Origin of the sequence: Luteimonas sp. S4-F44 (genome assembly GCF_022637415.1) — a bacterium.
Taxonomy (GTDB): domain Bacteria; phylum Pseudomonadota; class Gammaproteobacteria; order Xanthomonadales; family Xanthomonadaceae; genus Luteimonas.
Map to the genome: position 1 here is coordinate 2,986,372 of NZ_CP093340.1, position 25,658 is coordinate 3,012,029.

Sequence of the window (25,658 nt, forward strand, 5' to 3'; positions counted from 1 at the left end):
ATCGGGATGGCGCCGGTCGGGCCACGCCAAAACGCCCAAGAAAAAGCCGGCGTTCGCCGGCTTTTTCGGATTGCATGCGCGGAGCGTGGATCAGGGGCGACGCGTGGTGCCACCCGTGTCGTTCGCACCGTCTTCCATCTTCTCGCCGACCTTCTGGACGTCCTGGCCAGCGCCGCGGACGGTGTTACAGGCGCTCAGCGAGCCAACGGTGAACAGGGCGAGCAGCAGAAGTGCAGTCAAACGCTTCATGGGATTCTCCAGGGAGGTTTCGCGGGCGATTGCGCGACAAGGCAACCGTTGGGCGGACTATAGGAGCCCGCAGTGTGAATGCCGCGTGCAACGCGCCGGCATCTCCCGCCGCATCAGCCCGCGTCGGCGCCCTCAGTCCCGCATCAGCGTCGATTTTCCGAACAGGCTTTCGACCAGGTCCACCGCCAGCTCCGCGGTGGCGTTGCCATGGTCGAGCGCGGTGTTGACCTCCACCACGTCCAGCGACCCCAGCCGCCCGGTGTCGGCAATCATCTCCATCACCAACTGCGCCTCGCGATAGTTGATGCCGCCCGGGACCGGGGTGCCGGTGCCTGGGGCGATGGTCGGGTCGAGCACGTCGACGTCGAAGCTCACATGCAGGTGGGTGTCGGCATCGACACCCTCGAGCGCCTGTTCGACCACGCGCCGCATGCCGACCTCATCGATATAGCGCATGTCGTAGATATCCAGGCCGTGCGCCTTGACCAGGCGCTTCTCGTCCGGATCGACCGAACGGATGCCGATCTGACGGAACTGGTCGACGCGCGTGGCCGGCGTTTCGCCGCCGAGCCCGGTCAGCACGTCGGGCCCGATGCCGCACAGGCAGGCGACCGGCATCCCGTGCACGTTGCCCGACGGGGTGATCTGCGAGGTATTGAAATCGGTGTGCGCATCGAGCCACAGCACGCGCAGCGTCTTGCCGACGGCCCGGCAGTGGCGCGCAACCGCCGCGATCGAGCCGATCGCCAGGCAGTGGTCGCCGCCAAGCATGATCGGCATGCGCCCGCGCGCGAGCTCCGCCGACGAGGCCTCGAGCACCGCCTGGTTCCAGGCCACGACCTCATCGAGATGCCGATAGCCACCCTGCGGACCCTGCCACGGATTCCGAGGCCCCTTGAGGTCGCCCAGGTCGACGACGTCGATCCGGCGCGCGAGCAGAGCCTCGGCCAGACCGGCCACGCGCAGACCCTCGGGCCCCATCGAGGCCCCGCGACGCCCTGCGCCCACATCCGTGGGCACACCGAAGATCGAGACCGGCGGGTACGCGTGCTGCATGGCTTCTCCTGGGCGACTGGCGAAACGCAGGCCGCGGGCGGACGGGGCCACGCGCGGACGACGGACACCGTGCGGCCATGGGGAGGCGCCTGGGCGGCGCGGGTCGCGGAAACGGCGTCTGGATGGTGCCGGCACCCGGGTTCGAAACCCATGGGGGCCGGTTGAAATCGTTTGGAACTTCTAGCAAAGCCGGACGCGTGCCACGAAACTTCCATGGGCGCGCCACTGGCAAGGAACGCAGTCTATCAGCCGAGGCGCCATGCTCGAACCTGCCCACCCGATCACCAAGGAAGGATCATGTACAGAAGCGCGGGACTGGCCCTCCTCTTTGCCGCAGCGGCAATGGCACAAGCGCACCCGGGGGGCCTCAACGCAGAGGGCTGCCACCACAACCGGAAGACCGGCGACTATCACTGCCACATGGCGCCATCGGTACCGCCGGCGCCGCGGCAGCCCCTCGCTCCATCCACGTTCGTGCCAGCCACGGGATGGTCATATCGCAACTGCACAGAGGCCCGAGAGGCAGGCGCGGCACCCGTCCGACGCGGAGAGCCAGGCTATGGGCCGCACTTGGACAGGGATGGGGACGGGATTGGCTGCGAATAGCCAGTATTGCCGTCCACACTCCCGTTCTGCCGCGTCACCGATCTACGCTGGGCGCGCTTTTCAGCAACACCGAGTGCGCGAAGAGGAGTTGAGAACTGACGGGGAGCGCCGCGCCAGCGTCGCGCGGGTCGCAGCCCATGCGACCACGGCCGGGATGATGCCCGGCATGCCTTCCAGATCAACAGCCAAAGCCGCCCTCCTACGCTCTCGCGAGCCGCATGTGATCCCGCCTGCCGGCCTGGCCGAAATGCCGTCGCTCGGCGATTCCATCTTCAACGACCGCGGCTGGCGGAATCCGCTGTGCGGCGAGTACGTCGATCGGTCTCGGTGGGAGGCGTACAGGATCGGGCCGGAGTCGTCGCGCGTGCTATCGAGCGTGCGACTGGTGGAAGACGGCGTGTTCGAGGTCACCAGCGGCGAGGGGTTCGCCCGCGTTTCGGACCCGCAAGCCGCGTTCGAGCTCGCCGCCGGCTGGGCGATCGCAAAGCTGCAGGATTGACGCGGAGGCGCTACGCAAGCGCGGTCGGCAATACCATCCAAGCGCCCGCGACCAGCGCCAACACGACGCCCGCGCCAGCGACCAGAACCACGCTGCAGCCCATGGCACGACCGAGCTTCGCTTGCCGGCCGGACCTGGTGGTGGGGATGCCAGTCATTCGCGCGAAGTCGCGCTTGGCCTTCGTCACACCCAAGACCTTGTTCCACGAGACGATACTTTTCTTGCGTCTAGCCATTGCGCTTCCCTCCGCTTTAGATCCTTTCTGATCTGACTTTGCGCGCTCGATGTGACCTTCCCCAATCAGCGCGTGGGGCAGCTATACGCCGCCTGCAGCGCCGCGTCGACACCGGCCCCGACTTCTGCCTCCTGCAGCTTGCGCGGCGCGTGTGCCGCGTACACCACAAAGCCCTCGATCACCTCGCGGTGCGATGCACCGACCGGGAAGCAGTACGGGTTGCCTGGCGCGACGAACTTGTTGTCGATCACCGCCTGCACGTAGGCAAAGCAGTAGGCGCCGCGCGCTGCCTCGGCGGCAGGTGGCTCGTCGCCAGGGATCCATGGCTGCAGGCCGTCGCGGCACCATGTGGCAAGCTCGCCGACCGTGCGCGGGGGCTGGTCGACACCGGAGGCCGAAGCCGCTGGCGCGAGCAGCGCGATCACAACCGCGGCCACGCCGGCCGCGATGCCTCCCTGCTTCATCGTCATCCCCTGGACGCAGTCGACCCGATTCTATCCAGACCGAGGCGTTCGTGGTCCCCGCCTCCCGGGATGACCTGGAATCCGTAGATGGTGCCGGCACCCGGGTTCGAACTGGGGACCTACCGCTTACAAGGCGGTTGCTCTACCAACTGAGCTATGCCGGCATGGGGCGGCGAGGCCGCGCGGGGATTCTAACCTGCATCCTGGGTGGTGGCGCAGTGGCCGGGTTCGGCCCGGGGCGCGCCGGTGCGCGTGCGCAGCGCGGCATCGGCGGTCGCCGCATCGACCAGCGCGTCGAGCCAGAGCTGCACCTGGCCGCCGATCGGCTCGGCCTGGACGGTAAAGCCGGCGACGCGCAGGGTCTCGACGCGCGCCCGCGCGGGCGCTTCGCTGTCGAAGCGCCCCAGCGCGATGCCGTACGCGTCGTTGCCGTCGGCGATCACGTACTGATCCTCGATCCCGGCCGCGCGCAGCCGTGCGGCCATCGCATCGGCCGCGGCGCGGTCGCGCTGCGGCGGCAGCCAGACGCGCCATCCGCGCGGCGCGACAGCGACCTCGCGCGCGGACACGCGGACGCCGTCGCCGGCCAGACGCTGGCGCGCGGCATCGCGTGCAGCCGCATCGGCGAACGGGCCGAGTGCGACGCAGCGCGGCTCTACCACCGCGTCGCCATCGCTGTCGCCGTCGAGCGCTGCGGTCTCCTCGCTCTCGAAGGCCTCGGCCAGCGGCATCGGCGCCGGTGGCGCGGCCTGCGGCGGGAGCAAGGTCAGCGTGGGCGCGGTCTCCGCGGGGAGAGGCGGCGATTCGGCCGGCGTGTCGCGCAGTGCCCACCAGGCGGCGACACCGAGATTGAGGATCACCAGCAGCAGGGCGATCGCGCGCAGTAGCATGGGAGTCTCCTAGGCGCCGGTCCTGCTCGGCCTCGCACGGTACCAGCGCGCCAGGCCGGCCAGGACCAGATCGGGCCGCATCTGCGCCTGCGGCAGATGCGACTGCAGGTCCGCCGCGCCGCCGCCGTGCAGCAGCAGATCGGGCGTGCCGCCGATCCGCGTCGCGGTCTGGGCGAGGCTGCGCTCGACCAGCGCCACGGCGGCGCCTTCGCAACCCGAGGCCAACGCGTCGTCCGTGTCGCTCGCGAACTCGACATAGCGTCCGCCTGTGGCCGGCAGTTGCGCGACCCGGCGTTGCAAGGCCTCGCGCATCAGCGTCGGCGATGGCGCGATGCGGCCCCCCAGGTGCCGACCGTCGGCATCGAGCAGGTCGATCGTCAGCGCAGTGCCCACGCCGACCACCACCACGGGCGCTGCGGCCTGCGCGCGCGCCGCCAACAAAGAGAGGAACCGGTCCACGCCCAGTCGTGTCGGGTCGGCATAGGCGATGGTCAAGCCATCGAGCGCCGGCAGCGTGCGCGCCAGTTCGACCTGCGCGCCACGTGCGGCCAGCGCGTCGAGCAGCACCGCCCGCAAGGCCGGCGACGCGACACTGGCCACCACCGCGGTCTCGATCTTCGGCGGCAGGCGCTCGATCCATGTCGGATCCAGCCCGCCGGCAGCATGCGCCGTCCCGGCGACCGGTCCGATGTCCGCACCGTCGAGCGGCGCGTACTTGAGCCGGGTGTTGCCCAGGTCGAACAGCCAGACCGTCATGTCGCGTCCCCGTTGCGCACGCTGACTTCGCCTGCGTGGTAGGTCCTGACGCCGTCGTCGAACCGGACGCGCAGCGCGCCGTCATCGGCGATGCCGTCGGCCATGCCCTCGAGCACGCCGGTCCCGGTCTGCACCCGGACCGCGCGGCCGGCCAGCGCGTCGACCGCTGCGAATGCAGGCAGGAACGGCGCCAGGCCATCGCGATCGAAGCGCGCCAGCGCCGGAATCCAGGCACCGATCACCGCAGCGGCAACCACATCGCGCGACGGCAGTGCGGGCACGAGTGTCGCCAGGTCGATCCAGGGCTGGTCGATCCGGGCAGCGTCGGCGGCGGGCATCCGGACATTGATGCCGATGCCCAGCACCGCGCGCACCGGCCCGGCGTGCTCGCCGCCGCCTTCGACCAGCACGCCGCCGAGCTTGCGCAGCCCGGCGCTGTCCGACACCACCAGGTCGTTCGGCCACTTGAGTCGCACGTCGCCGACACCGAGCCCGTGCAGCGCCTCCACCGCGGCGACGCCGGCCACCAGGCTCAGCCCGCCCAGGCGCGCGAGCCCGCCTTCGAAGCTACGCTGCAGCGACAGGTAGATGTGCGCGGCCAGCGGCGAGCACCAGGTCCGGCCCCGGCGCCCGCGCCCGCCGGTCTGGCGCTCGGCCAGCAGCGCCTCGACAGCCACGCCCGGCATGGGTCGGCGCAGCAGTTCGGCGTTGGTCGAATCCAGGGTCCAGGCCACGTCGAGCCGATCCAGGCCCGCGCGCGCCTCGGCCGGCAATGCCGCGATGATCGCGTCACGGTCGAGCAGCGACACCGGGTGGGCCAGCACATAGCCCTGCCCGCGCCGAGCCTCGATCGGCACGCCGGCCTCGCGCAGCAGGCCGATCCGCTTCCAGACCGCCGCGCGCGTCTGTCCCGACGCGCGCGCCAGCGCATCGCCCGACACCGGGCCTGCGATCAGCCGCGCCAGCAAGGCGCGCTCGGCGTTGGGCGTGGTCATGCGGTGGTCGCGGGCGGATGGGCGGCGGAGACAGGCATGCCGGCAATTATCGGCGAGGGCGCCGCTGCTGTCGTGCGCTGCTGCGACGCAACGTCGCGGACGCGCGACCTGCGCTATAGTCGGCCGATATCCGTGTCCGCCTGGCTGCCGGGGTCTTCGATGTCGATACGAGCGATGTTCTGCGCGCTGTTGCTCGCCGCCTGCCTGCCGGCAGCGGCCCGCGAAGCGCGCGTCCCCGGCCCCTCGGACGTTCCGCCCTGCGCAGCCGCGCCTGCGGCCTCCGCGCCCGAGGCGGCCGGCGGCGATGCCGTCCGGCGTCCGCCGCCGGCCAGCGCGTCGAAGACCCGGCCGGCGACCTCCGGCGGCATCGAGAGCGACGGCCCGCTGCGCGGCCCACGCTGGCATAGCTTCCTGCCCGGCATGTTCCGCTGAGGCGACGGCACCGGTCGTGCGTTCGCTGATCCGGCGCCTGTTCCCGGACGCCCCGCCCCCCGTCCCCGATGCGGACTGGGCGGCCATCCGCCACCACTTGCCCTGGGTCCACGCGCTTGATGACACGCGCGCGGCGCGGCTGCGCACGCTCGCAGCGCGCTTTCTGCACCGCAAGACCATCACCCCGGTCGCCGGCCTGGTGCTGGACGAGCGCGGGCGGCTGTTGCTCGCAACGCTGTGCTGCCTGCCGCTGCTCGAGTTCGGCGACGAGGGGCTGCACGGCTGGTCGCAACTGATCGTGTACCCCGACGCATTCCGGGTGAACCGCAGCCACGTCGACGCCGCCGGCGTGATGCACGAGTGGGACGACGAGTTGATCGGCGAAGCCTGGGAGAGCGGGCCGCTGGTGCTGTCTTGGGCCGACATCCAGAGCGACATCGCCGAGCCCGACGGCGGCTTCTGCGTGGCCGTGCACGAGATGGCGCACAAGCTCGATGCGCTCGACGGCGTGCTCGACGGCACCCCGCCGCTGCCGCGTCCGTGGCAGCGCGCCTGGGCCCAGGACTTCCAGCGCGCGTTCGATGGCTTCGTCGCCCGCGTCGATGCCGGGCACGACACCGCGCTCGACCCGTACGCGGCCGAGGCGCCCGAGGAATTCTTCGCGGTCTGCAGCGAATACCACTTCAGCGCGCCGACGTTGCTGCGCGACGCGCTGCCCGAGGTCGCCGCGCACCTCGAACGCTTCTACGGCCGGTCTCCGCTGGCGTAGGCGACGGCGCCGCTTTGGCCAAACGCCGCCGCCGGGACCACTCAGAAGCCCGGCGGCAGCCGTACCGAGAAGCAGGCCCCGCCCAACTCTTCCGAACGCCCCACATGCAGTTCGCCGCGGTAGCTGTGCACGATGTCCTGCACGATCGACAGGCCGATGCCGTGGCCCTGCACGCGTTCGTCGCCGCGCACGCCGCGCTGGAGCACCGTTGCCACGCGATCGGGTGGGATGCCCGGGCCATCGTCCTCGACCACCAGCACCAAGCCCGGCCGCCGGTTGGGCGCGGTGTCGCCCGAGCGCACCGTCAGCAGCACGCGCGAACGCGCCCACTTGAAGGCGTTCTCGAGCAGGTTGCCGAGCAGTTCCTGCAGATCGCCGGGCTCGCCGTGGAAGCGCGCCGCCGCGTCGATCTCGAACTCGCAGACCGCGCCCTTGGCGGCGTAGATCTTCTCCAGCCCGCGCACGATCTGCTCGGCATGCGGTTCGATCTCGATCGCGGCCGAGAACAGCTGGTGGCCGCTGGAGGCCGCACGCGCGAGTTGGTAGGTCACTAGGTCGGTCATGCGCTGCAACTGGGTCTCGACCTCCTCCCGCAGTTCGGCCTCGCCGGTGCCGGCGTCGAGCCGCGAGCGCAGCACCGCCAGCGGCGTCTTGAGGCTGTGCGCCAGGTCGGACATCGTGTTGCGCTGACGTGCGAGGTGCTCGCGCTCGCTTTCGATCAGTGCGTTGATGCTTTCGGTCAGCGGCAGTAGCTCGCGCGGATGCTGCATGCCCATGCGGTCGGCCTGGCCGCGCTGCACGCGCACCAGTTCGTGTTCGACCCGCCGCAACGGCCATAGGCTCCAGCGCACGATCAGCGCCTGCAGCAGCAGCAGGATCATGCCCGCGATGCCGAGGTTCACCCACAGCGCGGCCCGGAACACCCGTACCTGGCGCGGCACAATGCCGGCATCCTCCATCACATAGATGGTGTAGGCGAACTCGTCGTCTGTGCGCATCTCTTCGGGCGACCACAACAGGCCCAGGCCGTAGCGATAGACCTCACCCGGCGAGCCGTCGCTGCGCACGATCGGCAGCGGGCCTTCGAACTTCTCCTCGCGCGCGCCGAGCATGGTCGCCTCGGGCAACTGCGGGCCCGACGCCGAACGCGAGGCCCAGGTGCCGCTGGGCAGCACCACCTCGGCATACAGACCACTGCCCGGGCGCAGAAAGCGGTCGTCGGGCGGCGACTCGGACGGCAGGTAGATCTCACCGCCGCGCAGGAACTCGATATCGCCGGCGTAGGCGTAGACGTAGTTGCGCAGGCGCTCGCGCTGGCCTTCGCTGGCGACGTCGATGAACGCCCGATCGAGCGCATAGCCGGCCAATGCCAGGAACGCGAGCAGACCGATACTGGCCGCCAGCAACTGGCGCGCCTGCAACGAGCGCGGACGCCACCGTGAGGGGCGCCGCACCTTGGTCTTGGGGCGTCGGGACTCAGCAGGCATGACGGATCACAGGCGTGCGTTGCCGCCCGGATGCGTGGCGGCAACGGGCCGGATGGCGCGCTCGCCGGCCGTGCGGCTCACCCCTCGCCGTTGCGCGGAATCGCGAACCGGTAGCCACGGCCGCGCACGGTCTCGATCGGCTTGAGCGCGCCGTCGGGATCGAGCTTCTTGCGCAGGCGGCCGATGAACACCTCAAGCACATTGGAATCGCGATCGAAGTCCTGCTGGTAGATGTGCTCGGTCAGGTCGGCCTTCGACACCAACTCGCCGGCATGCATCATCAAGTACTCAAGCACCTTGTACTCGTAACTCGTCAGATCGACGTTCTTGCCGTCGACGCTGACTGTCTGCGCGGCCAGATCCAGCGTGACCGTGCCGCATTCGAGCGTCGGCTTGCTCCAGCCCGCGGCGCGGCGGACCAGTGCATTGATGCGCGCGAGCAGTTCCTCGACGTGGAACGGCTTGACCAAGTAGTCGTCCGCGCCCTGCTTGAGGCCGTCGACCTTGTCCTGCCAGCTCGAGCGCGCGGTGAGGATCAGCACCGGAAACTGCTTGCCCTCCTCGCGCAGCGCCTTGATCAGCTCCATCCCCGACATCTTCGGCAGCCCCAGGTCGATGATGCCCACGTCGAACGGCACTTCGCGGCCCATGTACAGGCCCTCTTCGCCGTCCTGGGCGGCGTCGACGGCGAAGCCTTCGCGCTTCAGCCGGGCGGCAAGGGTCTCACGCAGGGGAGCTTCGTCTTCGACGAGCAGGATTCGCATGGGGTCAACTCCGGTCGAACGGCCGGACCGGCCGTGAATTGGGGCGAGAATGCAGGATCAATCGTCGTCGCCGCGTGCACGGGGCGTACGCCCACGCTGCTGCTGCGGATCGTCGACGTACACCCGGACCCGGCCGCTGTCGTCCATCACCTTGATGCGATTGACGTCGCGACCATCGGCATGCATCCGCTCTACGCTGAGCACCCGGCCCCGCGTCGTGCGTTCGATCCGACGGACCGAATCGGACATGGAATCCTGGGCGCCCCGCGGGCCCACGTTCTGCCGCCCCCAGGATGCCCGAATATCGGGCCCGCTGCGGGCGTCACCCAGTGGCGGACCCTCTTGCGCTCGCACGGTCACGGCCGCGCCCGAGGCGCAGAACGCTACGGCGAGCAGGATCAAGCAAGAGGGTCTGGACGACGGGGCAGGCACAGCCGCTCCTTGAGCGTGGGTCGGCGAATTAATGCAAGGCATGGTCGGGCGAAGGCAGTGAATCCGTCCTTAACTTTTCGTTGACAAGGCTGTCTGTGTTCAGCTTCGAAGGGGGTCCGATCATGTCCGGATTCGCCCCAGGGCGCAATGTCGGCCACTCGGCCCCACGCCGACGGATCATGCCGGCACCGCAGTCGCCTCGATCGCCTGCTCGACTAGCGCCCAGCCGGCCCTCGGTCGATGGGCGCCCTCGCTGAGGATCTGCCGGAAGCGGCGCCCACCCGGCTGCCCGTGGAACAGACCCAGCACATGACGCACGACGTGCTTGAGCGCTACGCCTTCGGCCAACTGCGCCTCGATCCAGGGGCGCAAGGCCCGCAACAACGCCTCGCGCGGCCGTTCCGCCCGCCCCCGCAACGCGGCGTCCAAGCGATGCAGCAGGTAGGGATCGTGGTACGCGGCGCGGCCCAGCATCACCCCGTCGACATGCGCCAACTGGTCGTGCGCCGCCTCCAGCGTCGCGATGCCGCCGTTGACCACGACCGGCAGCGCCGGACGCTCGCGCTTGAGCCGCCAGGCCCAGTCGTAGCGCAGCGGCGGGATGTCGCGGTTCTCCTTCGGCGACAGCCCCTGCAGCCAGGCATTGCGCGCATGCACCACCACCATCGACGCACCGGCGGCGACCACGCCATCGACGAACGCGGCAAACGCGCCGTAATCGTCGTCGTCATCGACCCCAAGCCGGCATTTCACCGTGACCGGCACCGGGCTGGCGGCGACCATCGCCGCGATGCAGTCGGCGACCAGCGCCGGCTCGCGCATCAGGCAGGCGCCGAAGCGCCCAGCCTGCACCCGATCCGAGGGGCAGCCGCAGTTGAGATTGATCTCGTCGAACCCATGCTCGGCGGCGATCGCCGACGCCTGCGCCAGCAAGGTCGGCTCGCTGCCACCCAGTTGCAGCGCCAACGGCGCCTGCTCAGGCGTGGCCGCCAGCAACCGCGCGCGGTCGCCGTGGATCACCGCATTGGCGTGCACCATCTCGGTGTACAGGCGCGCGCCGGGCGCGAGGATACGGTGGAACTGCCGGCAATGAACGTCGGTCCAGTCCATCATCGGGGCGACCGAGAGCCGCAGGGCATCGGGTTCGAAAGCGTGCATCCGGATCTTCCGTGGGGGCTGCGACATGCCGGCCATGCCGCCGGCGCGGGCGTCGCGCGAGGCCCGACGCGTCGCGCGGGCCATGCAGGGCCGGTCATTGTGCGCCCCCGCGCCTGGCGCCTCAAACGCCGTGTCTCGAATGATCAGGGCAGCATCGGCGCAGGGGCGCCGAGGCGCTGTGGATGCAGGCACGTTGCGTGCTGCACGGCGATCGCGCCGCAGGCGCGCTTGAGGGTCCGTTCGATCGTGTTCGTGTCCCTGTTCACCGCGCCGCTGGTCGTGTGGAGCCGGGGCACGGCGTTGCTGTGGCACGACACGCGTCGCACCAGCGATGCGCTGGCCTGGGTCGCCGGGCGAGGTTGTGAAGCAGGCATGGCTACGATGTGACGCCAGGGACGACCGTTCGCCATCCCCAATCGCAGGCGACGCGCACTGCGATGCGATGAATGCGTGTGTGGGCGCGCGCTGTCCGTCAAGACTACGCAGACATCGCGCACGTGGATCGATCGTGTCCTGTCTGTCGATCTATGTTGTGTGCCTCGTCACTGCGGCACGCCGCACACCGATGGCACGGGCGCAGGCGTGGTCGAGAACGTCAGTCGGCGCGTACGTTCGCGCTTGGTCCGCGGCGTGCCGGGGTCGCCGTCGACACCGGCACCACCTGCACTTCGGCCTGCGTCGGCGACAGGTCGCTCGCGCCGACCTGCGAGCCCTCCACCAACTGCGTGCCGTGCTCGCTCGATTGGCTGACGATGCGCACCAGCTCGCTCGACCCGTCCGGCCAGACCACGCGGAACGTGGCCCCTGGCGGCAACGTCCGGAACGGAGTCGCGCTCTGCGCGCGATACAACGCGGCGACTTGCGCGGCGCCAAGGCGGCGCTGTTCGGGCGGCGCCTCGATGGTGGTCTCGGCGACCCGGGCCAAGCCCCCGTAATGGTCGCCGATCGCATCGACCACCACCCCAGCGACCGCGACCGAATAGCCGAAGAAGACCGCGGCCCAGAACCAGAACCGTACCCTGCGCGAAAACGCCCGCTGCTTCATTTCGTCACCATCCCGACCTGCTGGTCGCGTCGTAGTTCAGCTGTCATCTCTTCGATCTGTTCGGCGTCCTGCGGCGGCGACGCCTCCCGGACGAACGCCGAGAAATCCTGGCTCTCATCCTGGGCGCAGATGCCACCCTCGGCGCAGTACCGGGTCATCAGCGCCCCGTCGCCGCTGCAGTCCAGGCCCAGGCTGCAGGCCGCGTTGTGCCAGGCGGTCTCCGCGTTCTGGGAGCCGGCCACGCGCCCGGCCAGCGCCGGATCCCCGGCCGCCGCCTCGCCCATCGCCGGGGCCAGCGCGGTATAGGCGTCCGGGTCAGCCGATTCGAGCACGCGGTCGACCAGCCCGCGACGATAATCCTCGTCGTCGGCGAGCGGCGCGCCCATCGACAGCAACGCCGCCTCGGCCGGCAGGCTGCCGGCCAGCGCCGCCTCGCGCCGCTGCTCGACCAGTTGCACGAAACTCGGTGCGTCGTCGGCGACGAAGCGCCCGCAGCGGCGCTCGATCCGAGCCCGCGCCTCGCGCAGCGGCCGCGCAGCCGGCAGGGGCAGGCTGGCGAGCAGCAAGGTGTCGCGTGCGTAGTCGACCGGCGCCCGGGCGTAGCCGGCGCAATACTCATGGATCCGGCTGACCAGCCAGCGCGCTTCGGCGTCGCCGGTCTCGGCCAGCGGCCGCAATCGCTGGACGAGCGCGAACAGATCCTGCGACCGCTCGAAGGCCTGCCGGCGCGAGACCGGGACTGTCGCGGCTGGGCCCTGCGATGCGACATGGCGGGTCACCCGACCCAAGCGCGGGCGGGTCTTGGTCGCCGCCCCGGGCGCCAGCGCCGCCACCGCCCCCTCGCCAGAGGGCGCTGCGTCGCGGCTCCGGTTCGCTGCGGCCGGCGCGTCGGCACGCGAGAACGCCAGCCCCAGAACCACGGCGGCGACGAGCGCGAGGACGGCGGCGACTCTCAGATGCAAGGCGGGCTTCCGGCGGGTCCGGGCAGGAGCGGTGTCGCCCACGCCGAGCCATCGGCCTGAGCGGCGAACCGCCGGCGGGCAAAAAACCGGACGGGGCGGCGATTGTAGCCCATCGTGCCGGGCCTCCCGATCCAGCTGGCGGGCGCAGTATGTGACTGCCGTCACGCCATCACGCACCCCGCCCGACCACGCTGCCACCCGCAATCCGGACGCTGGCGCGGGCGTCACCGCGCGCAATGCGGACGGCGACCGCGCCGCCGCGCCGCCGCGCCGCCGGCCGAGAGCATCGAGCAGGGCCTGGTGTCGGCGCCGGTCGGCGACCCCGCACCGCCTCCGCCCGACCCGCTGCCGGCCAACTGGGAGACGCCGCGGCCTTTACGCGCCGGGACGTGGAGCCGAAGATGCCGGCCCCACGTCGCGGAAATTCACCATGCCTCACCTCGAACTGAGCCTGCGCTGCAGCGAAGCGGAGCAGCCACGCTATGCGCGCGCGCTCGAAGACGTGGGGGCCCTGGCGGTGACGATGCTCGACGCCGACGCCGACACCTCCAACGAGCAGGCGATCCTGGAGCCGGGCGTCGGCGAGACGCCGTTGTGGAACTCCGTGGTGCTGACAGCACTGTTCGAGGTCGACACCGACGCGCTGGCGCTGTTGGCCGCGCTCGAGTCCTTCGACGGCGGGCTCGACTGGACCCGGGCAGGCTTTGCCAAGGTCGAGGACCAGGACTGGGAGCGCGCCTGGATGGACCAGTACGTGCCGCTGCGCTTCGGCGCACGCACCTGGATCGTGCCGTGGAACAGCGAGGTGCCCGAGGAGGCGGGCGACGATGCGGCGATCGTCCGCCTCGATCCGGGCCTGGCCTTCGGCTCGGGCACCCATCCCACGACCTCGCTGTGTCTGCAGTGGCTCGATGGATTGGCCGCCGAGGGCGCACTCGATGGCCGCACCGTGCTCGACTATGGATGCGGCAGCGGCATCCTCGCGCTCGCCGCGCTCAAGCTCGGCGCCGCCCAGGCGATCGGCGTCGACAACGATCCGCAGGCGCTCCAGGCCTCGGGCGACAACGCCGCGCGCAACGGCGTGGACGCGGCGCTGACGGTGTTTCTGCCCGGCGACGCGCCGCAGGCGAGCTATCCGGTGGTGGTCGCCAACATCCTGGCCACCGCGCTCGATGCGCTGGCCGAGACGCTGGCCGAGCGCGTCGCCCCGGGCGGGCGGATCGCGCTGTCGGGCATTCTCGACGGCCAGGAGGAAGCGCTGCTGCGCCGCTATCGCCCCTGGTTCGAGCAGTTGGCGGTCGCGCGCGAAGGCGATTGGGTGCGCATCGACGGCGTGCGGCGCTGAGTCCGCATCCGCGCAAGCCCATGCTTCAATAGCCGGATGTTCATCCATTGCCGGCACTGCGGCGACCTGGTCGCCACCGACCGGGCGACCGGCCTGCCACCGGCGCGCTGCCCGCGTTGCGCCGGCGCCCTGCATGCCCCGGCGCCGCCCGAGCCGCCGGTCTCGGTGGCCAACCTGCTCAGACCACGCCTCGAGCCCGCAGCGCCGCCGTCGGTCACGGCCGCCGCGCCGCCGCCTGCGCGCCCGGCCGGGCCGACGCGCCAGGCGCCCGCCCCTCCCCTGGACGACACGCCGCGGGCCATCCCGAGTTTCGCCCGTTCGCCTGCCGCCGCTGCGCCGGCGCGCGCGCGCCGATGGCTGTGGGCCGCGGTTGTCGGACTGGCGATGCTGCTGGTCCTGCAGGGTCTGCTCGCCGAGCGCGCGCGGCTGGCCGCCCACCCGGCCTGGCGCCCCGCGCTGGAGAGCCTGTGCGGCGTGCTGCCCTGCGCGCTGCCACCCTGGCGCGAGCCTGCGGCGCTGGTGCTCCTCGCACGCGATGTCCGTGCCGAGCCCGAGGATCCGACCCGGCTGCAGGTCACCGCGACCTTCCGTAACGACGCGCGCTGGCCGCAGGCGTGGCCGCGTCTGCGACTGGTGCTCTCGGACATTGACGGCCACGCGATCGGCAGCCGCGTATTCACGGCCCAGGAGTATCTGGGCGGCGCGCCGCCAGCGCCGACGCTCGCGCCCGGCGCCACTGCGCACGTTGGCCTGACAGTCGCCGAACCTGAGCCCGGCGCGGTGTCGTTCGCGTTCGAACTGCTGTAGCCAGGCGTGTACCGCCGGTCGGCGCGTTGTCCGCTCGCCGCGCCGCGCGATAGACTCACCCGGCCGCCCTGCCCACGCTGCGTAACGCCACGCGCCGTCGGCACTTATTCGCTCGAGAGCCGCCGTGAACGCAGACCGATCCGACAGCAGCATGCGCGAGGCGCCGCGGACCCCGCTGCGCGAGCATGTCGCCACGTCGATCCAGCGCTATCTGGGCGACCTCAACGGCAACGACACCGACAACCTCTACGAGGTCGCGCTGCGCGAGCTGGAGATTCCGCTGTTCGCCGAAGTGCTCAACTTCTGCGATGGCAACCAGAGCCGGGCGGCCGCAATGCTGGGCATCCATCGCGCGACACTGCGCAAGAAGCTGCGCGAGTACGGCCTGACGCAGTAACGCGCGCCGGCCGGGTCGCCCGGCCGGCGGCCGCTATAATCGCGGGCTCTTTCCGCTCCGCAGCCTCCCCATGACCGTCTCCGCTTCGTCCGGCGCGCCCGTGCAGATCCGCCGCGCCCTGCTGTCCGTTTCCGACAAGACCGGCCTGCTCGACCTGGCCCGCGCGCTGGCCGCGCGCGACGTCGAACTGCTGTCGACCGGCGGCACCGCGAAGGCGCTGCGCGAGGCGGGACTGGCGGTGCGCGACGTCAGCGACGTCACCGGCTTTCCCGAGATCATGGACGGACGCGTCAAGACCCTGCACCCCAAGGTCCATGGTGGCCTGCTGGGACGCCGCGGTACCGATGACGCGGTGATGGCCGAGCACGGCATCGAGGCGATCGACCTGCTGGTGCTCAACCTCTATCCGTTCGAGCGCGTGGCCTTTGCTGCGGATGCGAAGTTCGACGACATCGTCGAGAACATCGACATCGGCGGACCGGCAATGCTGCGCGCGGCCGCGAAGAACTTCGCGCACGTCGCGGTCGCAACCGACCCGGCGCAGTACGCCGCGCTGATCCAGGAGCTCGACGCCCACGACGGCGCGCTGTCGGCCGCGACCCGGTTCGCGCTGTCGGTCGCCGCGTTCAACCGCGTCGCCCAGTACGACGCACGTATCAGCGACGTGCTGTCGGCGATCGCCGAGCCGTCGGATGCCGGCGCGGCGCAGCGCGCGCCCTTCGGCGGCCAGAGCAACGGCAACTTCGTCAAGGTCATGGACCTGCGCTACGGCGAGAACCCGCACCAACAGGCCGCGTTCTACCGCGATCTGTATCCGGTGCCCGGCACGCTGGCGACCTTCACCCAATTGCAGGGCAAGGAACTGTCGTACAACAACATCGCCGACGCCGATGCCGCGTGGGAATGCGTGCGTCAGTTCGATGCACCGGCCTGCGTGATCGTCAAGCACGCCAATCCCTGCGGCGTCGCCGTCGGCGCGGCCTGCGGCGATGCCTACGAACTGGCCTACGCCACCGATCCGACCTCGGCCTTTGGCGGCATCATTGCGTTCAACCGCAAGCTCGATGCCGCGACGGCGAAGGTCATCCTCGATCGCCAGTTTGTCGAGGTGCTGATCGCGCCCGACTTCGATCCCGCCGCGCTCGACTACGCGACCAAGAAGGCCAACGTGCGCGTGCTGCGCATTCCGCACGGCGATGGCCGCAACAACACCGACGTCAAGCGCGTGGGCTCGGGCCTGCTGATGCAGACCGCCGACGTGCGCGAGGTGACCGCCGACGAACTGAAGGTCGTGACCCAGCGCGCGCCCACCCAGGCGCAGTTGAGCGATCTGTTGTTCGCCTGGCGGGTGGCGAAGTTCGTGAAGTCCAATGCGATCGTCTACGCCAAGGACCAGCGCACGATCGGTGTCGGCGCCGGGCAGATGAGCCGGGTGTACTCGGCGCGCATCGCCGGCATCAAGGCGGGCGACGCCGGCCTGGTGGTCCCCGGATCGGTGATGGCCTCCGATGCCTTCTTCCCGTTCCGCGACGGTATCGACGCCGCGGCCGAGGCCGGCATCGCGGCGGTGATTCAGCCCGGCGGCTCGATGCGCGACAACGAAGTGATCGCCGCGGCCGACGAACACGGCATCGCGATGGTGTTCACGGGGGTGCGTCACTTCCGGCATTGATGCCAGCGGGGCTGGCATCAATCCCAAGGTTCGCTTCGCAAACCTCGGGCCCCGGCCAGCGGCGTCCACACCCCCATCCGCGCCGTTGGCGCGGATCGCCCCCTGACTCAGGGGGCTGGCGTCTCCTTGCGCATGTGCGCTCGACCGACGTTGCATGCCGACGCCGATGCCAGCGGGGCTGGCATCAATCCCAAGGTTCGCTTCGCAAACCTCGGGCCCCGGCCAGCGGCTTCCCGCCCCTCCGCGCCGAGGGCGCGGAGGGGGGGCTTTCGAGCGCTCACTCCGGCCTAGCGGCACGCGCGCTATGGTCCGCGCCAGTCCGCTCATGGAGGTTGCGATGGCGCGTGCGTCCTGGTGTTGCGTTGCGACGAAGCTCGGCTGGCCGACCTCGTTGGCAGCGGCGCTGTCCTTGTCCGCCTGTGGGCAAGCGCAGCCACCGGCCGCCGCCGCGCTGCCGACGACGACCGTCGAGGCGGTGACCACGCCGACACGTGAGCCGACCAGCGCCGACGACATGGCGGCCGATCAAGACGAACCGGCCGGCCTGCCTGGCGGCTGGGTCCGCGACTATTTCGTGACCCAGTACGGCGAGCTCGCGCAACTCATCGGCACCTGGCCGGGCGCCCCGATCGCCCCGGGTCTGGGTGCGGACCCGGCCGAGCGCGAGGTCTGCGCCCGCGCTGCGGTCGGCAGCGCCGACGCGCCCGCCGAACTGGTCGCGGTCTGCGGCATCCCCGACGGTGCCGGCCATGTCACCAGTGCGCTGGTCGACCTCTTCCTGCTCGAAGCCGGCGATGGCCTCGCCGTGGCGGCGGCCCGGCAGCATCTGACCGACTACGGCAGCAGCGGCGACGTTGCCGACGTGCGCGTGCAGCGCTTCGGTGCGGCGTTGTATGGCGTGGTGATCGAGGACGGGTTCACCGGCCAAGGCATCACGGTCGGCGCCCGCAGCCTCCTGCTGCCGCACGCAGGCGGTTTCCGCGAGGCGGCCACGGTGCGCAGCAGCCTCGAGCATGACCAGGCGCCGGAAGACGCGCTCGATCTCGCCTTCGACCTGACGGTCGACGATCGCGATCGTCAGGCCCCCGCCTGGCCGCTGGTCGTCCGCGAACACGGCCAGGCCTGCGGCCGGCACGTGGACCGCGAGTACCGGTTGGCGTTCGACCCGGCCACCGGCACCTGGCCCATCCCCGCGGCATTGCAGCGCGACCGCTGCGACTGAGCGCGAGACAGCGCCACCGCGCGCGCTGCGCAGGGCCGATAGACTAGTCGCCCCTCCGCTTCTCTCGGCTACGCATGAAGAAGGTTCTGGTCATCGGTTCGGGCGGCCGCGAGCACGCGCTGGCCTGGAAGCTCGCGCAGTCGCCGCAGGTCGGCGAAGTGCTGGTCGCCCCGGGCAATGCAGGCACCGCGCACGAGGCCGGCTGTCGCAACGTCGATGTCGCCGCCACTGATCTCGATGGGTTGCTGGCGCTGGCCCGCGACGAGGGCGTGGCCTTCACCGTCGTCGGGCCCGAGGCACCGCTGGTCGCCGGCGTCGTCGACCGGTTCTGCGCCGCGGACCTGCGCATCTTCGGACCGACCGCCGCGGCCGCGCAGCTCGAGGGCAGCAAGGCCTTCGCGAAGGACTTCCTGGCCCGCCACGGCATCCCGACCGCCGCCTATGCGGTGTTCACCGAAGCCGATACCGCGATCGAGTACGTGCGCCAACACGGTGCGCCGATCGTCGTCAAGGCCGATGGCCTGGCCGCCGGCAAGGGCGTCATCGTCGCCGCCACGCTGGACGAGGCGGAAGCGGCGATCCACGACATGCTCTCGGGCAACGCCTTCGGCAGCGCCGGCGCGCGTGTGGTGATCGAAGAGTTCCTCGACGGCGAGGAAGCGAGCTTCATTTCGATGGTCGATGGCCGGACCGCGCTGCCGATGGCGACCAGCCAGGACCACAAGCGCGTGGGCGACGGCGACACCGGCCCCAACACCGGCGGCATGGGCGCCTACTCGCCGGCCCCGGTGGTCACCCCGGAGGTGCATGCGCGGATCATGCGCGAGGTCGTGGAACCGACCGTGCGCGGTATGGCCGCCGACGGCGCGCCGTTCACCGGCTTTCTCTACGCCGGGCTGATGATCGATGCCTCCGGCGCGCCGAAGGTCATCGAGTTCAATGTCCGCTTCGGCGACCCGGAAACGCAGCCGGTGATGATGCGGCTGACCTCGGATTTCGCTGCACTCATCGAGGCCGCGATCGACGGTGCGCTCGATGGCGTGCAGGCGCAGTGGGACCCGCGCCCGGCGCTGGGCGTGGTCATGGCCGCCGAGCATTATCCCGACACGCCGCGCACGGGCGATGCGATCAACACCTGGGACACGCCGCCGCTGCCCGACACCAAGGTCTTCCATGCCGGCACCCGGCTCGACGCGCATGGCCAGGCGGTGACCGCGGGCGGGCGCGTGCTGTGCGTCGTGGCGCTCGGTGAGTCTGTGGCCGATGCCCAGCACCGCGCCTACGGCGAGATCGCCGGCATTTCCTGGCCGGGCGAGTTCCATCGCAAGGACATTGGCTGGCGCGCGATCGAACGCGAGCGCAGCTGAGGCCGGACCGCGCAGCCCCCGCACGACCGTCCCGCGTCCCCGCATGCCATCCCCGATCAACGAGCGCCTGACTCGGCTGTGGGCCCACGAGAAGGCCAGCACCGCGCTGCGCGTGTCGATCGCATTCGGCGGCGCGATGGCGCTGTGCTGGCAGTTCCAGAAGTTGGCCGCATTGCCGGCGGTGTTCCTGGGCATCATCGCCAGTGCGATGGCCGAGACCGACGACAACGGCTTCGGCCGGTTCAAGGCGGTCGTGCTGTCGCTGCTGTGCTTCGGCGCCGCTGCCGGCGCGGTCACGTTGTTGTTTCCCTACCCGCTGGCCTTCATCGCCTGCCTGGCGGCCACGACGTTCGCGCTGACCCTGCTCGGCGCGCTCGGCGAACGTTACGCCTCGATCGCCCAGGGCACGGTGGCGCTGATGCTGTATGCCGCAATCGGCATCGACCAGCACGGCGCCGGCGACGCCGATGCGGCCTGGCGCGGCGCGGGCCAATTGCTCGCCGGCGCCGCCTGGTACGGCGCGCTGTCGATCCTGTGGACGATCCTGTTCGCCAACCGCCCGGTCCGCGAGCGGCTGGCCCGCCTGTTCACCGAACTGGGCCGCTACCTGCAGTTGAAGGCAGCGCTGTTCGAACCGATCCGCGATCGCGATCTGCACGCCCGCCGGCTCGCACTCTCGGAGCAGAATGCGCGCGTGGTCGCCGCACTGGAGGCGACCAAGAACGCGATCATCAGCCGCTTCGGCCGCTCCGGCCGCCCGGGCGTGCAATCGGGGCTGTACTTCCGCCTGTATTACATGGCGCAGGAATTCCACGAGCGCGCCAGTTCGTCCCACTATCCCTATGAAGCGCTGGCCGAGGCGTTCTTCCACAGCGACGTGCTCTACCGCGGCCAACGGCTGATCGAACTCCAGGGCCGCGCCTGCCGCGCACTCGGCGAGGCGATCCGCCTGCGCCGTCCGTTCGAATACGGCGCCGGCACGCGCCAGGCCATGGTCGACCTGCGCCAATCGCTCGACCACCTGCACGCGCGCGGTGACGGTCGGCAGACCCGACTGCTCGCCTCGCTCGAATCCTTGGTGCGCAATCTGCAGGCGATCGACCGCCGGCTGGCCGAGGACACCCTGTCGGACGCGCCGCTGGATGGGATGGACACCCGGCTGCGTGACGCCTCGCCGCACACCCTGCGCGAGATGGCCACGCGCCTGGGGCGCCAGCTGAGCCCGACCTCGGTGCTGTTCCGCCACGGCCTGCGCATGGCGATCGCCCTGTGTGCCGGCTACGCGGTCATGCATGCGATCGGCGCACGCAACGGCTTCTGGATTCTGCTGACCATCGCCTTCGTCTGCAGACCGAGCTTCGGTGCGACGCGCCGGCGCCTGGCGCAGCGCATCGCCGGCACCTTGATCGGCCTGACCGCCACCTGGGCGTTGATGCAGTTGTTCGTCGGCGTGGAGGTCCAGTTGCTGCTGGCGCTGTTGGCCGCGGTGGTGTTCTTCGTCAGCCGGACCGATCGCTACGCGCTCGCGACCGCGGCGATCACGGTGATGGCGCTACTGTGTTTCAACCTGATCGGCGACGGCTTCGTGCTGATCTGGCCACGCCTGCTCGACACGCTGATCGGCTGCGCGATCGCCGCGGCCGCCTCGTTCCTGATTCTGCCCGACTGGCGCGGACGGCAGCTGCACCTGGTCATGGCCGGGGTCGTCGATGCCCACGCGCGCTACCTGGGCGAGGTCCTGGAGCAGTACCGCAGCGGCATGCGCGACGACCTGCCCTACCGGGTCGCCCGGCGCGACATGCACAACGCCGAGGCGGCGCTGTCGGTGGCCCTGTCCAACCGGCTGCGCGAGCCCGGCCGTTACCGGCGCGACCTCGATGCGGCCTTCCGGTTCCTCGCCGTGTCCAATACCGCGCTCGGCTATCTGTCGGGGCTGGGCGCGCATCGCGGCACGCTGGACGGCGAGGCCGACGAGGCCGACGAGGCGGTGTTCGCGGCCGGCGCGCATCTGCAGCGCGCGCTGGCGCAGATCGCGGCCGCGCTATCGGCGCGTCATGCGCCTCCGGTCGTCGACGCGGCCGTGGAGACCGCGATGGCCGAGGCGCTCGAGCGCGCCGGCGATGCCACGGACGATCCGCGGCGACGGCTGCTGGGCACCCAGCTGGCCTTGCTGCTGCGCCTGCTGCCGGATCTGCGCACGGCTGCCGAGGCCGCTGGCGCGCCGGCGGCCGCGACACACACGCCGACCCGATGACGGCCGCCACCGCGCGTGCCATCCTCCAGGCCGCTCCCACCAGGCCCGCCGCATGATCCCAGGCAATGCGCAATTGACGATGTCGGTGCTGATGACGCCGGACATGGCGAATTTCTCGGGCAACGTGCACGGGGGTGCCTTGCTCAAATGGCTCGACGAGGTGGCCTATGCCTGCGCCAGTCGCTACGCCGGGCGCTATGTGGTCACGCTGTCGGTCGACCAGGTGACGTTCCGCGAACCGGTCTATGTCGGCGAGCTGGTGACGTTTCTGGCCTCGGTCAACTACACCGGCCGCACGTCAATGGAAGTGGGCATCAAGATCATCGCCGAGAACATCCAGGCCCGCTCGGTCCGCCACACCAACAGTTGCTTCTTTACGATGGTCGCGGTCGACGCCGACGGGCGTCCGGTGCAGGTCCCACCGCGCGAGCCGGCCACCGCCGAAGAGCGCCGGCGCTTCGAGCAGGGCCGGCAGCGGCGCCAGATCCGCCAGGAACTGGAGGAACGCTACCGGGCGGTCCGCGGCGCGAGCGATGCGACGCCGTGATCGCGTCACGCCAACGCGCGCCATGACGCGGCCCGACCGGGCCGCAATGCCGACCTGCTAGGCTCCGCGCAGTCCGCCCAGGAGCCGCCATGTCAGGCCAGTCCCAGTTCGCCCTGCTGCGGCAGCGGCGCTTCCTGCCCTACTTCACGGTCCAGGCGCTCGGCGCCTTCAACGACAACGTCTACCGGCAGTCGGTGATCGCGCTGCTGTTCTTCCTCGGCGTCGGCACCGCGGAGCGCACGCTCTACACCAATCTCGCGCCGGCGCTGTTCATCCTGCCCTACTTCCTGTTCTCGGCGATCGCCGGCCAGATCGCCGAGAAGCTCGAGAAGCAGAAGCTGATCGTGATCACGACCGCGATGGAAATCGCGATCATGGCGCTGGCGGCCGTGGGCTTTCTGCTGCAGAGCATGCCGGTGCTGCTGGTCGCGCTGTTTCTGACCGGTACCCAGTCGACCCTGTTCGGCCCGGTGAAGTATTCGATCCTGCCCTCGGTGCTGCGGCCCGAAGAGCTTACCGGCGGCAACGGCCTGGTCGAGATGGGCACGTCGATCTCGATCCTGGCCGGCATGATCTACGGCGGCCTGGTGTTCAAGCTTGCCGGCAGCCACGGCCCCGAAGCCGCTGCGGCCTCGGTGGTTGCACTGGCGGTCGCCGGCAACCTGGTCGCACGGCTGATCCCGAAGGTGGACGCTGGCGCGCCGACGTTGAAGATCAACTGGAATCCGATCCCCGAATCGCGGGCGGTGATGCGCTTGGCCCGGCGCCAGCTGGCGGTGCGTAACGCGATCCTGGGCGTGTCCTGGTTCTGGTTCGTCGGCACGGTGCTGACAGCGCAGTTGCCGACCTATGCCGAGGTCTATCTGGGCGGCGTGGTCAACGACACCGCGCTGTACATCTTCGCGCTGGCGCTGTTCTCGGTCGGCGTGGGCGCCGGCTCGCTGCTGTGCGAAAAGCTGTCCGGACGCATCGTCGAAATCGGCCTGGTGCCGGTCGGCGCATTCGGCATCAGCGTGATGTTGCTCGACCTGTATTTCGCCCGGCCGGGCCTGCCGCCGCAGACCGGCCTGACGATCGCGGCCTTCCTCGACGGTCCCGGCGGCTGGCGCATCGTCGCCGACCTGGTCGGGGTGGGCCTGTTTACCGGCATCTTCGTCGTGCCGCTGTTCGCGCTGATCCAGAGCCGCACGCCCCGTTCGGAGCTGTCGCGGGTGATCGCCGGGCTCAACATCCAGAACTCGCTGTTTATCGTCGCCGCGGCGGTGATCGGCGTGCTGGTGCAGCGCGAGTCGCTGTCGCTGGGTGGCCTGACGCTGCCGTTGCCGGGCCTGACGGTGCCGCAGATGTTCCTGGCCCTGGCGATCGCCAATCTGCTGGTGGCGATCTGGATCTTCACGATCGTGCCCGAGTTCCTGATGCGTCTGGCCAGCATGCTGCTGGTCCGCACGCTCTACCGGCTGCGCGAGCGCGACGTCGATCCGGCGATCCCGGCAGACGGCGCGGCATTGATCGTCTGCAACCATGTCAGCTACATGGACGCGCTGATCCTGTCGGCGACGATCCCGCGGCCGGTGCGGTTCGTGATGGACCACCGGATCTTCGCGATCCCCGGGCTGCGCTGGATCTTCCGGCACGCCAAGGCGATCCCGATCGCCGGTGCCAAGGACGACCCGGCGCTGATGCAGCGCGCGTTCGACGCCATCGATGCCGCCCTGGCGGAAGGCGAACTGGTCGGCATCTTCCCCGAGGGCCGGCTGACGAGCGATGGCGAAATCGCCACCTTCCGCACGGGCGTGGAGCGCATCCTGGCGCGCGCCCAGGCGCGCGGCCAGCGGGTGCCGGTGATCGCACTGGCGCTGCGTGGCATGTGGACCAGCATGTGGAGCCGGCACCATGCCCAGGCCGACGGCCGGTTTGCCCGCATGCGTGTGCCGCGGCGCCTGCGCGCCCGCATCGAGGTCGTCGCCGCGCCGCGGATCGAAGCGTCGGCCGATCTCACCGCACCGATGCTCGAAGCCGAGGTCCGGGCGCTGCGTGGCGATGCCGCCTGAGCGCGTCGCCCTCTGCCCGCCGGTGCCGGGCTCGGGTACGCTTGCGTCCGTTCAGGTCCGCTCACGCTGCCGGCCGGTCGTCGTCTCGGGGAGTCGCATGCCAATCCAGCCCACGCCATCGACGCCAGTGCCGAACAGGCGAGCGGGTGGCGCACCATCGATTCCTGCCTCAAGCCGGCCCTCGCTCGCTGCCGTGTTCAACGGCCGGCGTGCCGGATGGCGCGTCAACAGCGCCTGCATGCTGTCGATGACAGTGACCACCGCCCGGCGTCCACATCTCCACGACGCCGTCTCCACCTAGGCTGCACGCGTTGTCCCGAATCCGAGCATTCCGTCACACCCTTTCCAGGAGAGCACCACCATGAGCACCATCCCGCCGCCCCCGCCGCCGCCGAACCCGTACGACGCCCCCGGCACGCCGCTGCCTGGCACGCCGATCGCGCCGGGCACGGTGCCCAACCACCTGGCATGGTCGATCATCGCCACCGTACTCTCGCTGTGCCTGTGCTGCATCGTCGGCACGATCCCGGGCATCGTCGCGATCGTCTTCTCGGCCAAGGTCAACACGCTGCTGGGCCAGGGCGATCTGGCGGGTGCGCAGCGCGCGTCCAACACCGCCAAGACCTGGTGCTGGGTCACCACGGGCCTGTGCATCATCGGCCTGCTGTGGACGATCTACTCGCTGACGCTGGGCGGCGGCATGGAGCAGTACCAGATGATCTTCGACCAGATCCAGAGCGATATCTGATGTCCCACGTGCACGGCCAGCGCCCTCTGGCGCGCGTGCGCGCCGCCACCGCCGCCCTCACGGGCGGCGGTCTGGCGGTGGCCGCGAGCGGCGTCTGGCTGCTGCGCACGTTCGACCCCAATGCACCGGCCAGCCCCTTCCCGCCGTGCATGTTCTACGCCGCGACGGGGTGGGTCTGTCCCGGCTGCGGCCTGACCCGCTGCCTGCACGCCCTGGTCCACGGCGACCTGCCGCAGGCGTTCTCAATGAATCCGCTGCTGCTGGTGCTGCTCGCGCTCTCGCCGCTCGCACTCGCCTGGCGCATGGGCTGGCGGCCCGCGTGGTTGCAGCCGGTCGCCGCGCGGTTGTCGACGGCGACGTTCTGGCTGGTGCTGCTGTCGGTCTACTGGATCGCGCGCAACCTGCCGTGGCCGCCCTTCACCTGGCTTGCGCCCGGCGGACTCGGCTAG

The 25,658-nt window shown here is 70.5% G+C and carries 29 protein-coding genes and 1 tRNA gene; 16 read left to right on the plus strand and 14 right to left on the minus strand.

Annotated elements, in window-relative coordinates; all coding sequences use genetic code 11:
* Window positions 1–90 precede the first annotated feature (90 nt).
* Window positions 91–249, minus strand: a complete 159-nt coding sequence (locus MNO14_RS13540) for an entericidin A/B family lipoprotein (RefSeq protein WP_241944232.1) — start codon at window positions 247–249, stop codon at window positions 91–93.
* 132 nt (window positions 250–381) lie between these two features.
* The gene (rocF, locus tag MNO14_RS13545; protein WP_241944233.1) at window positions 382–1,305 is read right to left on the minus strand and encodes an arginase; all 924 of its coding nucleotides are present in this window, start codon (window positions 1,303–1,305) and stop codon (window positions 382–384) included.
* Window positions 1,306–1,725: 420 nt separating this feature from the next.
* Here rocF and MNO14_RS16700 point away from each other — a divergent pair, with 420 nt between their 5' ends.
* The gene (locus MNO14_RS16700; protein ID WP_343226424.1) at window positions 1,726–1,911 is read left to right on the plus strand and encodes an excalibur calcium-binding domain-containing protein; all 186 of its coding nucleotides are present in this window, start codon (window positions 1,726–1,728) and stop codon (window positions 1,909–1,911) included.
* A gap of 73 nt (window positions 1,912–1,984) precedes the next feature.
* On the plus strand, window positions 1,985–2,410 hold the full coding sequence (locus MNO14_RS13550) for a hypothetical protein (RefSeq protein WP_241944234.1): 426 nt from the start codon (window positions 1,985–1,987) through the stop codon (window positions 2,408–2,410).
* Window positions 2,411–2,420: 10 nt separating this feature from the next.
* Here the strand turns inward: MNO14_RS13550 and MNO14_RS13555 are convergent, their stop codons facing one another.
* From MNO14_RS13555 to birA, 6 genes are all read right to left on the minus strand, one after another.
* Window positions 2,421–2,645: a hypothetical protein gene (locus tag MNO14_RS13555; protein WP_241944235.1), complete on the minus strand. Its 225-nt coding sequence runs from the start codon at window positions 2,643–2,645 to the stop codon at window positions 2,421–2,423.
* 65 nt (window positions 2,646–2,710) lie between these two features.
* Window positions 2,711–3,109 (minus strand): Rap1a/Tai family immunity protein, encoded by a 399-nt coding sequence (locus MNO14_RS13560; protein ID WP_241944236.1) that lies wholly within the window; start codon window positions 3,107–3,109, stop codon window positions 2,711–2,713.
* Window positions 3,110–3,197: 88 nt separating this feature from the next.
* Window positions 3,198–3,273, minus strand: a tRNA-Thr gene (locus MNO14_RS13565).
* A 27-nt stretch (window positions 3,274–3,300) separates the two neighbouring features.
* Window positions 3,301–3,999 (minus strand): SPOR domain-containing protein, encoded by a 699-nt coding sequence (locus MNO14_RS13570; protein WP_241944237.1) that lies wholly within the window; start codon window positions 3,997–3,999, stop codon window positions 3,301–3,303.
* A 9-nt stretch (window positions 4,000–4,008) separates the two neighbouring features.
* The gene (locus MNO14_RS13575; RefSeq protein WP_241944238.1) at window positions 4,009–4,755 is read right to left on the minus strand and encodes a type III pantothenate kinase; all 747 of its coding nucleotides are present in this window, start codon (window positions 4,753–4,755) and stop codon (window positions 4,009–4,011) included.
* Window positions 4,752–5,750 carry a bifunctional biotin--[acetyl-CoA-carboxylase] ligase/biotin operon repressor BirA gene (gene birA, locus MNO14_RS13580; RefSeq protein ID WP_241944239.1) on the minus strand — a complete coding sequence of 333 codons (999 nt, stop codon included), beginning with the start codon at window positions 5,748–5,750 and terminating at the stop codon, window positions 4,752–4,754. Before birA ends, MNO14_RS13575 begins: the two co-directional genes overlap by 4 nt.
* A 159-nt stretch (window positions 5,751–5,909) precedes the next feature.
* Here birA and MNO14_RS13585 point away from each other — a divergent pair, with 159 nt between their 5' ends.
* Window positions 5,910–6,182 carry a hypothetical protein gene (locus MNO14_RS13585; RefSeq protein WP_241944240.1) on the plus strand — a complete coding sequence of 91 codons (273 nt, stop codon included), beginning with the start codon at window positions 5,910–5,912 and terminating at the stop codon, window positions 6,180–6,182.
* A 25-nt stretch (window positions 6,183–6,207) separates the two neighbouring features.
* Window positions 6,208–6,951, plus strand: a complete 744-nt coding sequence (locus MNO14_RS13590; RefSeq protein ID WP_241946348.1) for a M90 family metallopeptidase — start codon at window positions 6,208–6,210, stop codon at window positions 6,949–6,951.
* A gap of 41 nt (window positions 6,952–6,992) precedes the next feature.
* Here MNO14_RS13590 and MNO14_RS13595 read toward each other — a convergent pair whose 3' ends face one another.
* The 4 genes from MNO14_RS13595 to dusA all read right to left on the minus strand — a co-directional run bounded on the left by MNO14_RS13595 (window position 6,993) and on the right by dusA (window position 10,792).
* Window positions 6,993–8,438, minus strand: coding sequence for a sensor histidine kinase (locus MNO14_RS13595; RefSeq protein WP_241944241.1), 1,446 nt, complete (start codon window positions 8,436–8,438; stop codon window positions 6,993–6,995).
* A gap of 77 nt (window positions 8,439–8,515) precedes the next feature.
* Window positions 8,516–9,202: a response regulator transcription factor gene (locus MNO14_RS13600; RefSeq protein WP_232115533.1), complete on the minus strand. Its 687-nt coding sequence runs from the start codon at window positions 9,200–9,202 to the stop codon at window positions 8,516–8,518.
* Between the two features lie 57 nt (window positions 9,203–9,259).
* The gene (locus MNO14_RS13605; RefSeq protein WP_241944242.1) at window positions 9,260–9,451 is read right to left on the minus strand and encodes a hypothetical protein; all 192 of its coding nucleotides are present in this window, start codon (window positions 9,449–9,451) and stop codon (window positions 9,260–9,262) included.
* Between the two features lie 360 nt (window positions 9,452–9,811).
* Entirely contained in the window at window positions 9,812–10,792 is a 981-nt protein-coding gene (dusA, locus tag MNO14_RS13610) for a tRNA dihydrouridine(20/20a) synthase DusA (RefSeq protein ID WP_241944243.1), read from the minus strand.
* Window positions 10,793–11,020: 228 nt separating this feature from the next.
* Here dusA and MNO14_RS13615 point away from each other — a divergent pair, with 228 nt between their 5' ends.
* Window positions 11,021–11,179: a hypothetical protein gene (locus MNO14_RS13615; protein WP_241944244.1), complete on the plus strand. Its 159-nt coding sequence runs from the start codon at window positions 11,021–11,023 to the stop codon at window positions 11,177–11,179.
* A 208-nt stretch (window positions 11,180–11,387) separates the two neighbouring features.
* On the opposite strand, the gene MNO14_RS13620 is transcribed toward MNO14_RS13615, so the two are convergent.
* Window positions 11,388–11,837 carry a hypothetical protein gene (locus MNO14_RS13620; RefSeq protein ID WP_241944245.1) on the minus strand — a complete coding sequence of 150 codons (450 nt, stop codon included), beginning with the start codon at window positions 11,835–11,837 and terminating at the stop codon, window positions 11,388–11,390.
* Window positions 11,834–12,799: a hypothetical protein gene (locus tag MNO14_RS13625; RefSeq protein WP_241944246.1), complete on the minus strand. Its 966-nt coding sequence runs from the start codon at window positions 12,797–12,799 to the stop codon at window positions 11,834–11,836. Before MNO14_RS13625 ends, MNO14_RS13620 begins: the two co-directional genes overlap by 4 nt.
* A 430-nt stretch (window positions 12,800–13,229) precedes the next feature.
* On the opposite strand from MNO14_RS13625, the gene prmA reads away from it, so the two are divergent.
* The 11 genes from prmA (at window position 13,230) to MNO14_RS13680 (ending at window position 25,658) form a co-directional block, all read left to right on the plus strand.
* Window positions 13,230–14,144: a 50S ribosomal protein L11 methyltransferase gene (gene prmA / locus MNO14_RS13630; RefSeq protein WP_241944247.1), complete on the plus strand. Its 915-nt coding sequence runs from the start codon at window positions 13,230–13,232 to the stop codon at window positions 14,142–14,144.
* Between the two features lie 36 nt (window positions 14,145–14,180).
* Complete coding sequence (locus tag MNO14_RS13635; RefSeq protein WP_241944248.1) at window positions 14,181–14,951, plus strand: DUF3426 domain-containing protein; 771 nt, start codon at window positions 14,181–14,183, stop codon at window positions 14,949–14,951.
* Between the two features lie 124 nt (window positions 14,952–15,075).
* Entirely contained in the window at window positions 15,076–15,348 is a 273-nt protein-coding gene (gene fis, locus MNO14_RS13640) for a DNA-binding transcriptional regulator Fis (protein ID WP_183427738.1), read from the plus strand.
* 70 nt (window positions 15,349–15,418) lie between these two features.
* A complete protein-coding gene (gene purH, locus MNO14_RS13645; protein WP_241944249.1) occupies window positions 15,419–17,020 on the plus strand; it encodes a bifunctional phosphoribosylaminoimidazolecarboxamide formyltransferase/IMP cyclohydrolase in 1,602 nt (533 codons plus the stop codon).
* Window positions 17,021–17,357: 337 nt separating this feature from the next.
* Window positions 17,358–18,242: a hypothetical protein gene (locus MNO14_RS13650; RefSeq protein ID WP_241944250.1), complete on the plus strand. Its 885-nt coding sequence runs from the start codon at window positions 17,358–17,360 to the stop codon at window positions 18,240–18,242.
* Window positions 18,243–18,316: 74 nt separating this feature from the next.
* Window positions 18,317–19,609: a phosphoribosylamine--glycine ligase gene (gene purD, locus MNO14_RS13655; RefSeq protein ID WP_241944251.1), complete on the plus strand. Its 1,293-nt coding sequence runs from the start codon at window positions 18,317–18,319 to the stop codon at window positions 19,607–19,609.
* Between the two features lie 43 nt (window positions 19,610–19,652).
* Window positions 19,653–21,863, plus strand: coding sequence for a YccS family putative transporter (yccS, locus tag MNO14_RS13660; RefSeq protein ID WP_241944252.1), 2,211 nt, complete (start codon window positions 19,653–19,655; stop codon window positions 21,861–21,863).
* A gap of 52 nt (window positions 21,864–21,915) precedes the next feature.
* Window positions 21,916–22,410 (plus strand): acyl-CoA thioesterase, encoded by a 495-nt coding sequence (locus MNO14_RS13665; RefSeq protein ID WP_241944253.1) that lies wholly within the window; start codon window positions 21,916–21,918, stop codon window positions 22,408–22,410.
* 89 nt (window positions 22,411–22,499) lie between these two features.
* The gene (locus tag MNO14_RS13670) at window positions 22,500–24,461 is read left to right on the plus strand and encodes an MFS transporter (protein WP_241944254.1); all 1,962 of its coding nucleotides are present in this window, start codon (window positions 22,500–22,502) and stop codon (window positions 24,459–24,461) included.
* 361 nt (window positions 24,462–24,822) lie between these two features.
* Entirely contained in the window at window positions 24,823–25,209 is a 387-nt protein-coding gene (locus MNO14_RS13675) for a CD225/dispanin family protein (protein ID WP_241944255.1), read from the plus strand.
* A complete protein-coding gene (locus tag MNO14_RS13680; protein WP_241944256.1) occupies window positions 25,209–25,658 on the plus strand; it encodes a DUF2752 domain-containing protein in 450 nt (149 codons plus the stop codon). The genes MNO14_RS13675 and MNO14_RS13680 overlap by 1 nt, the downstream gene beginning before the upstream one ends.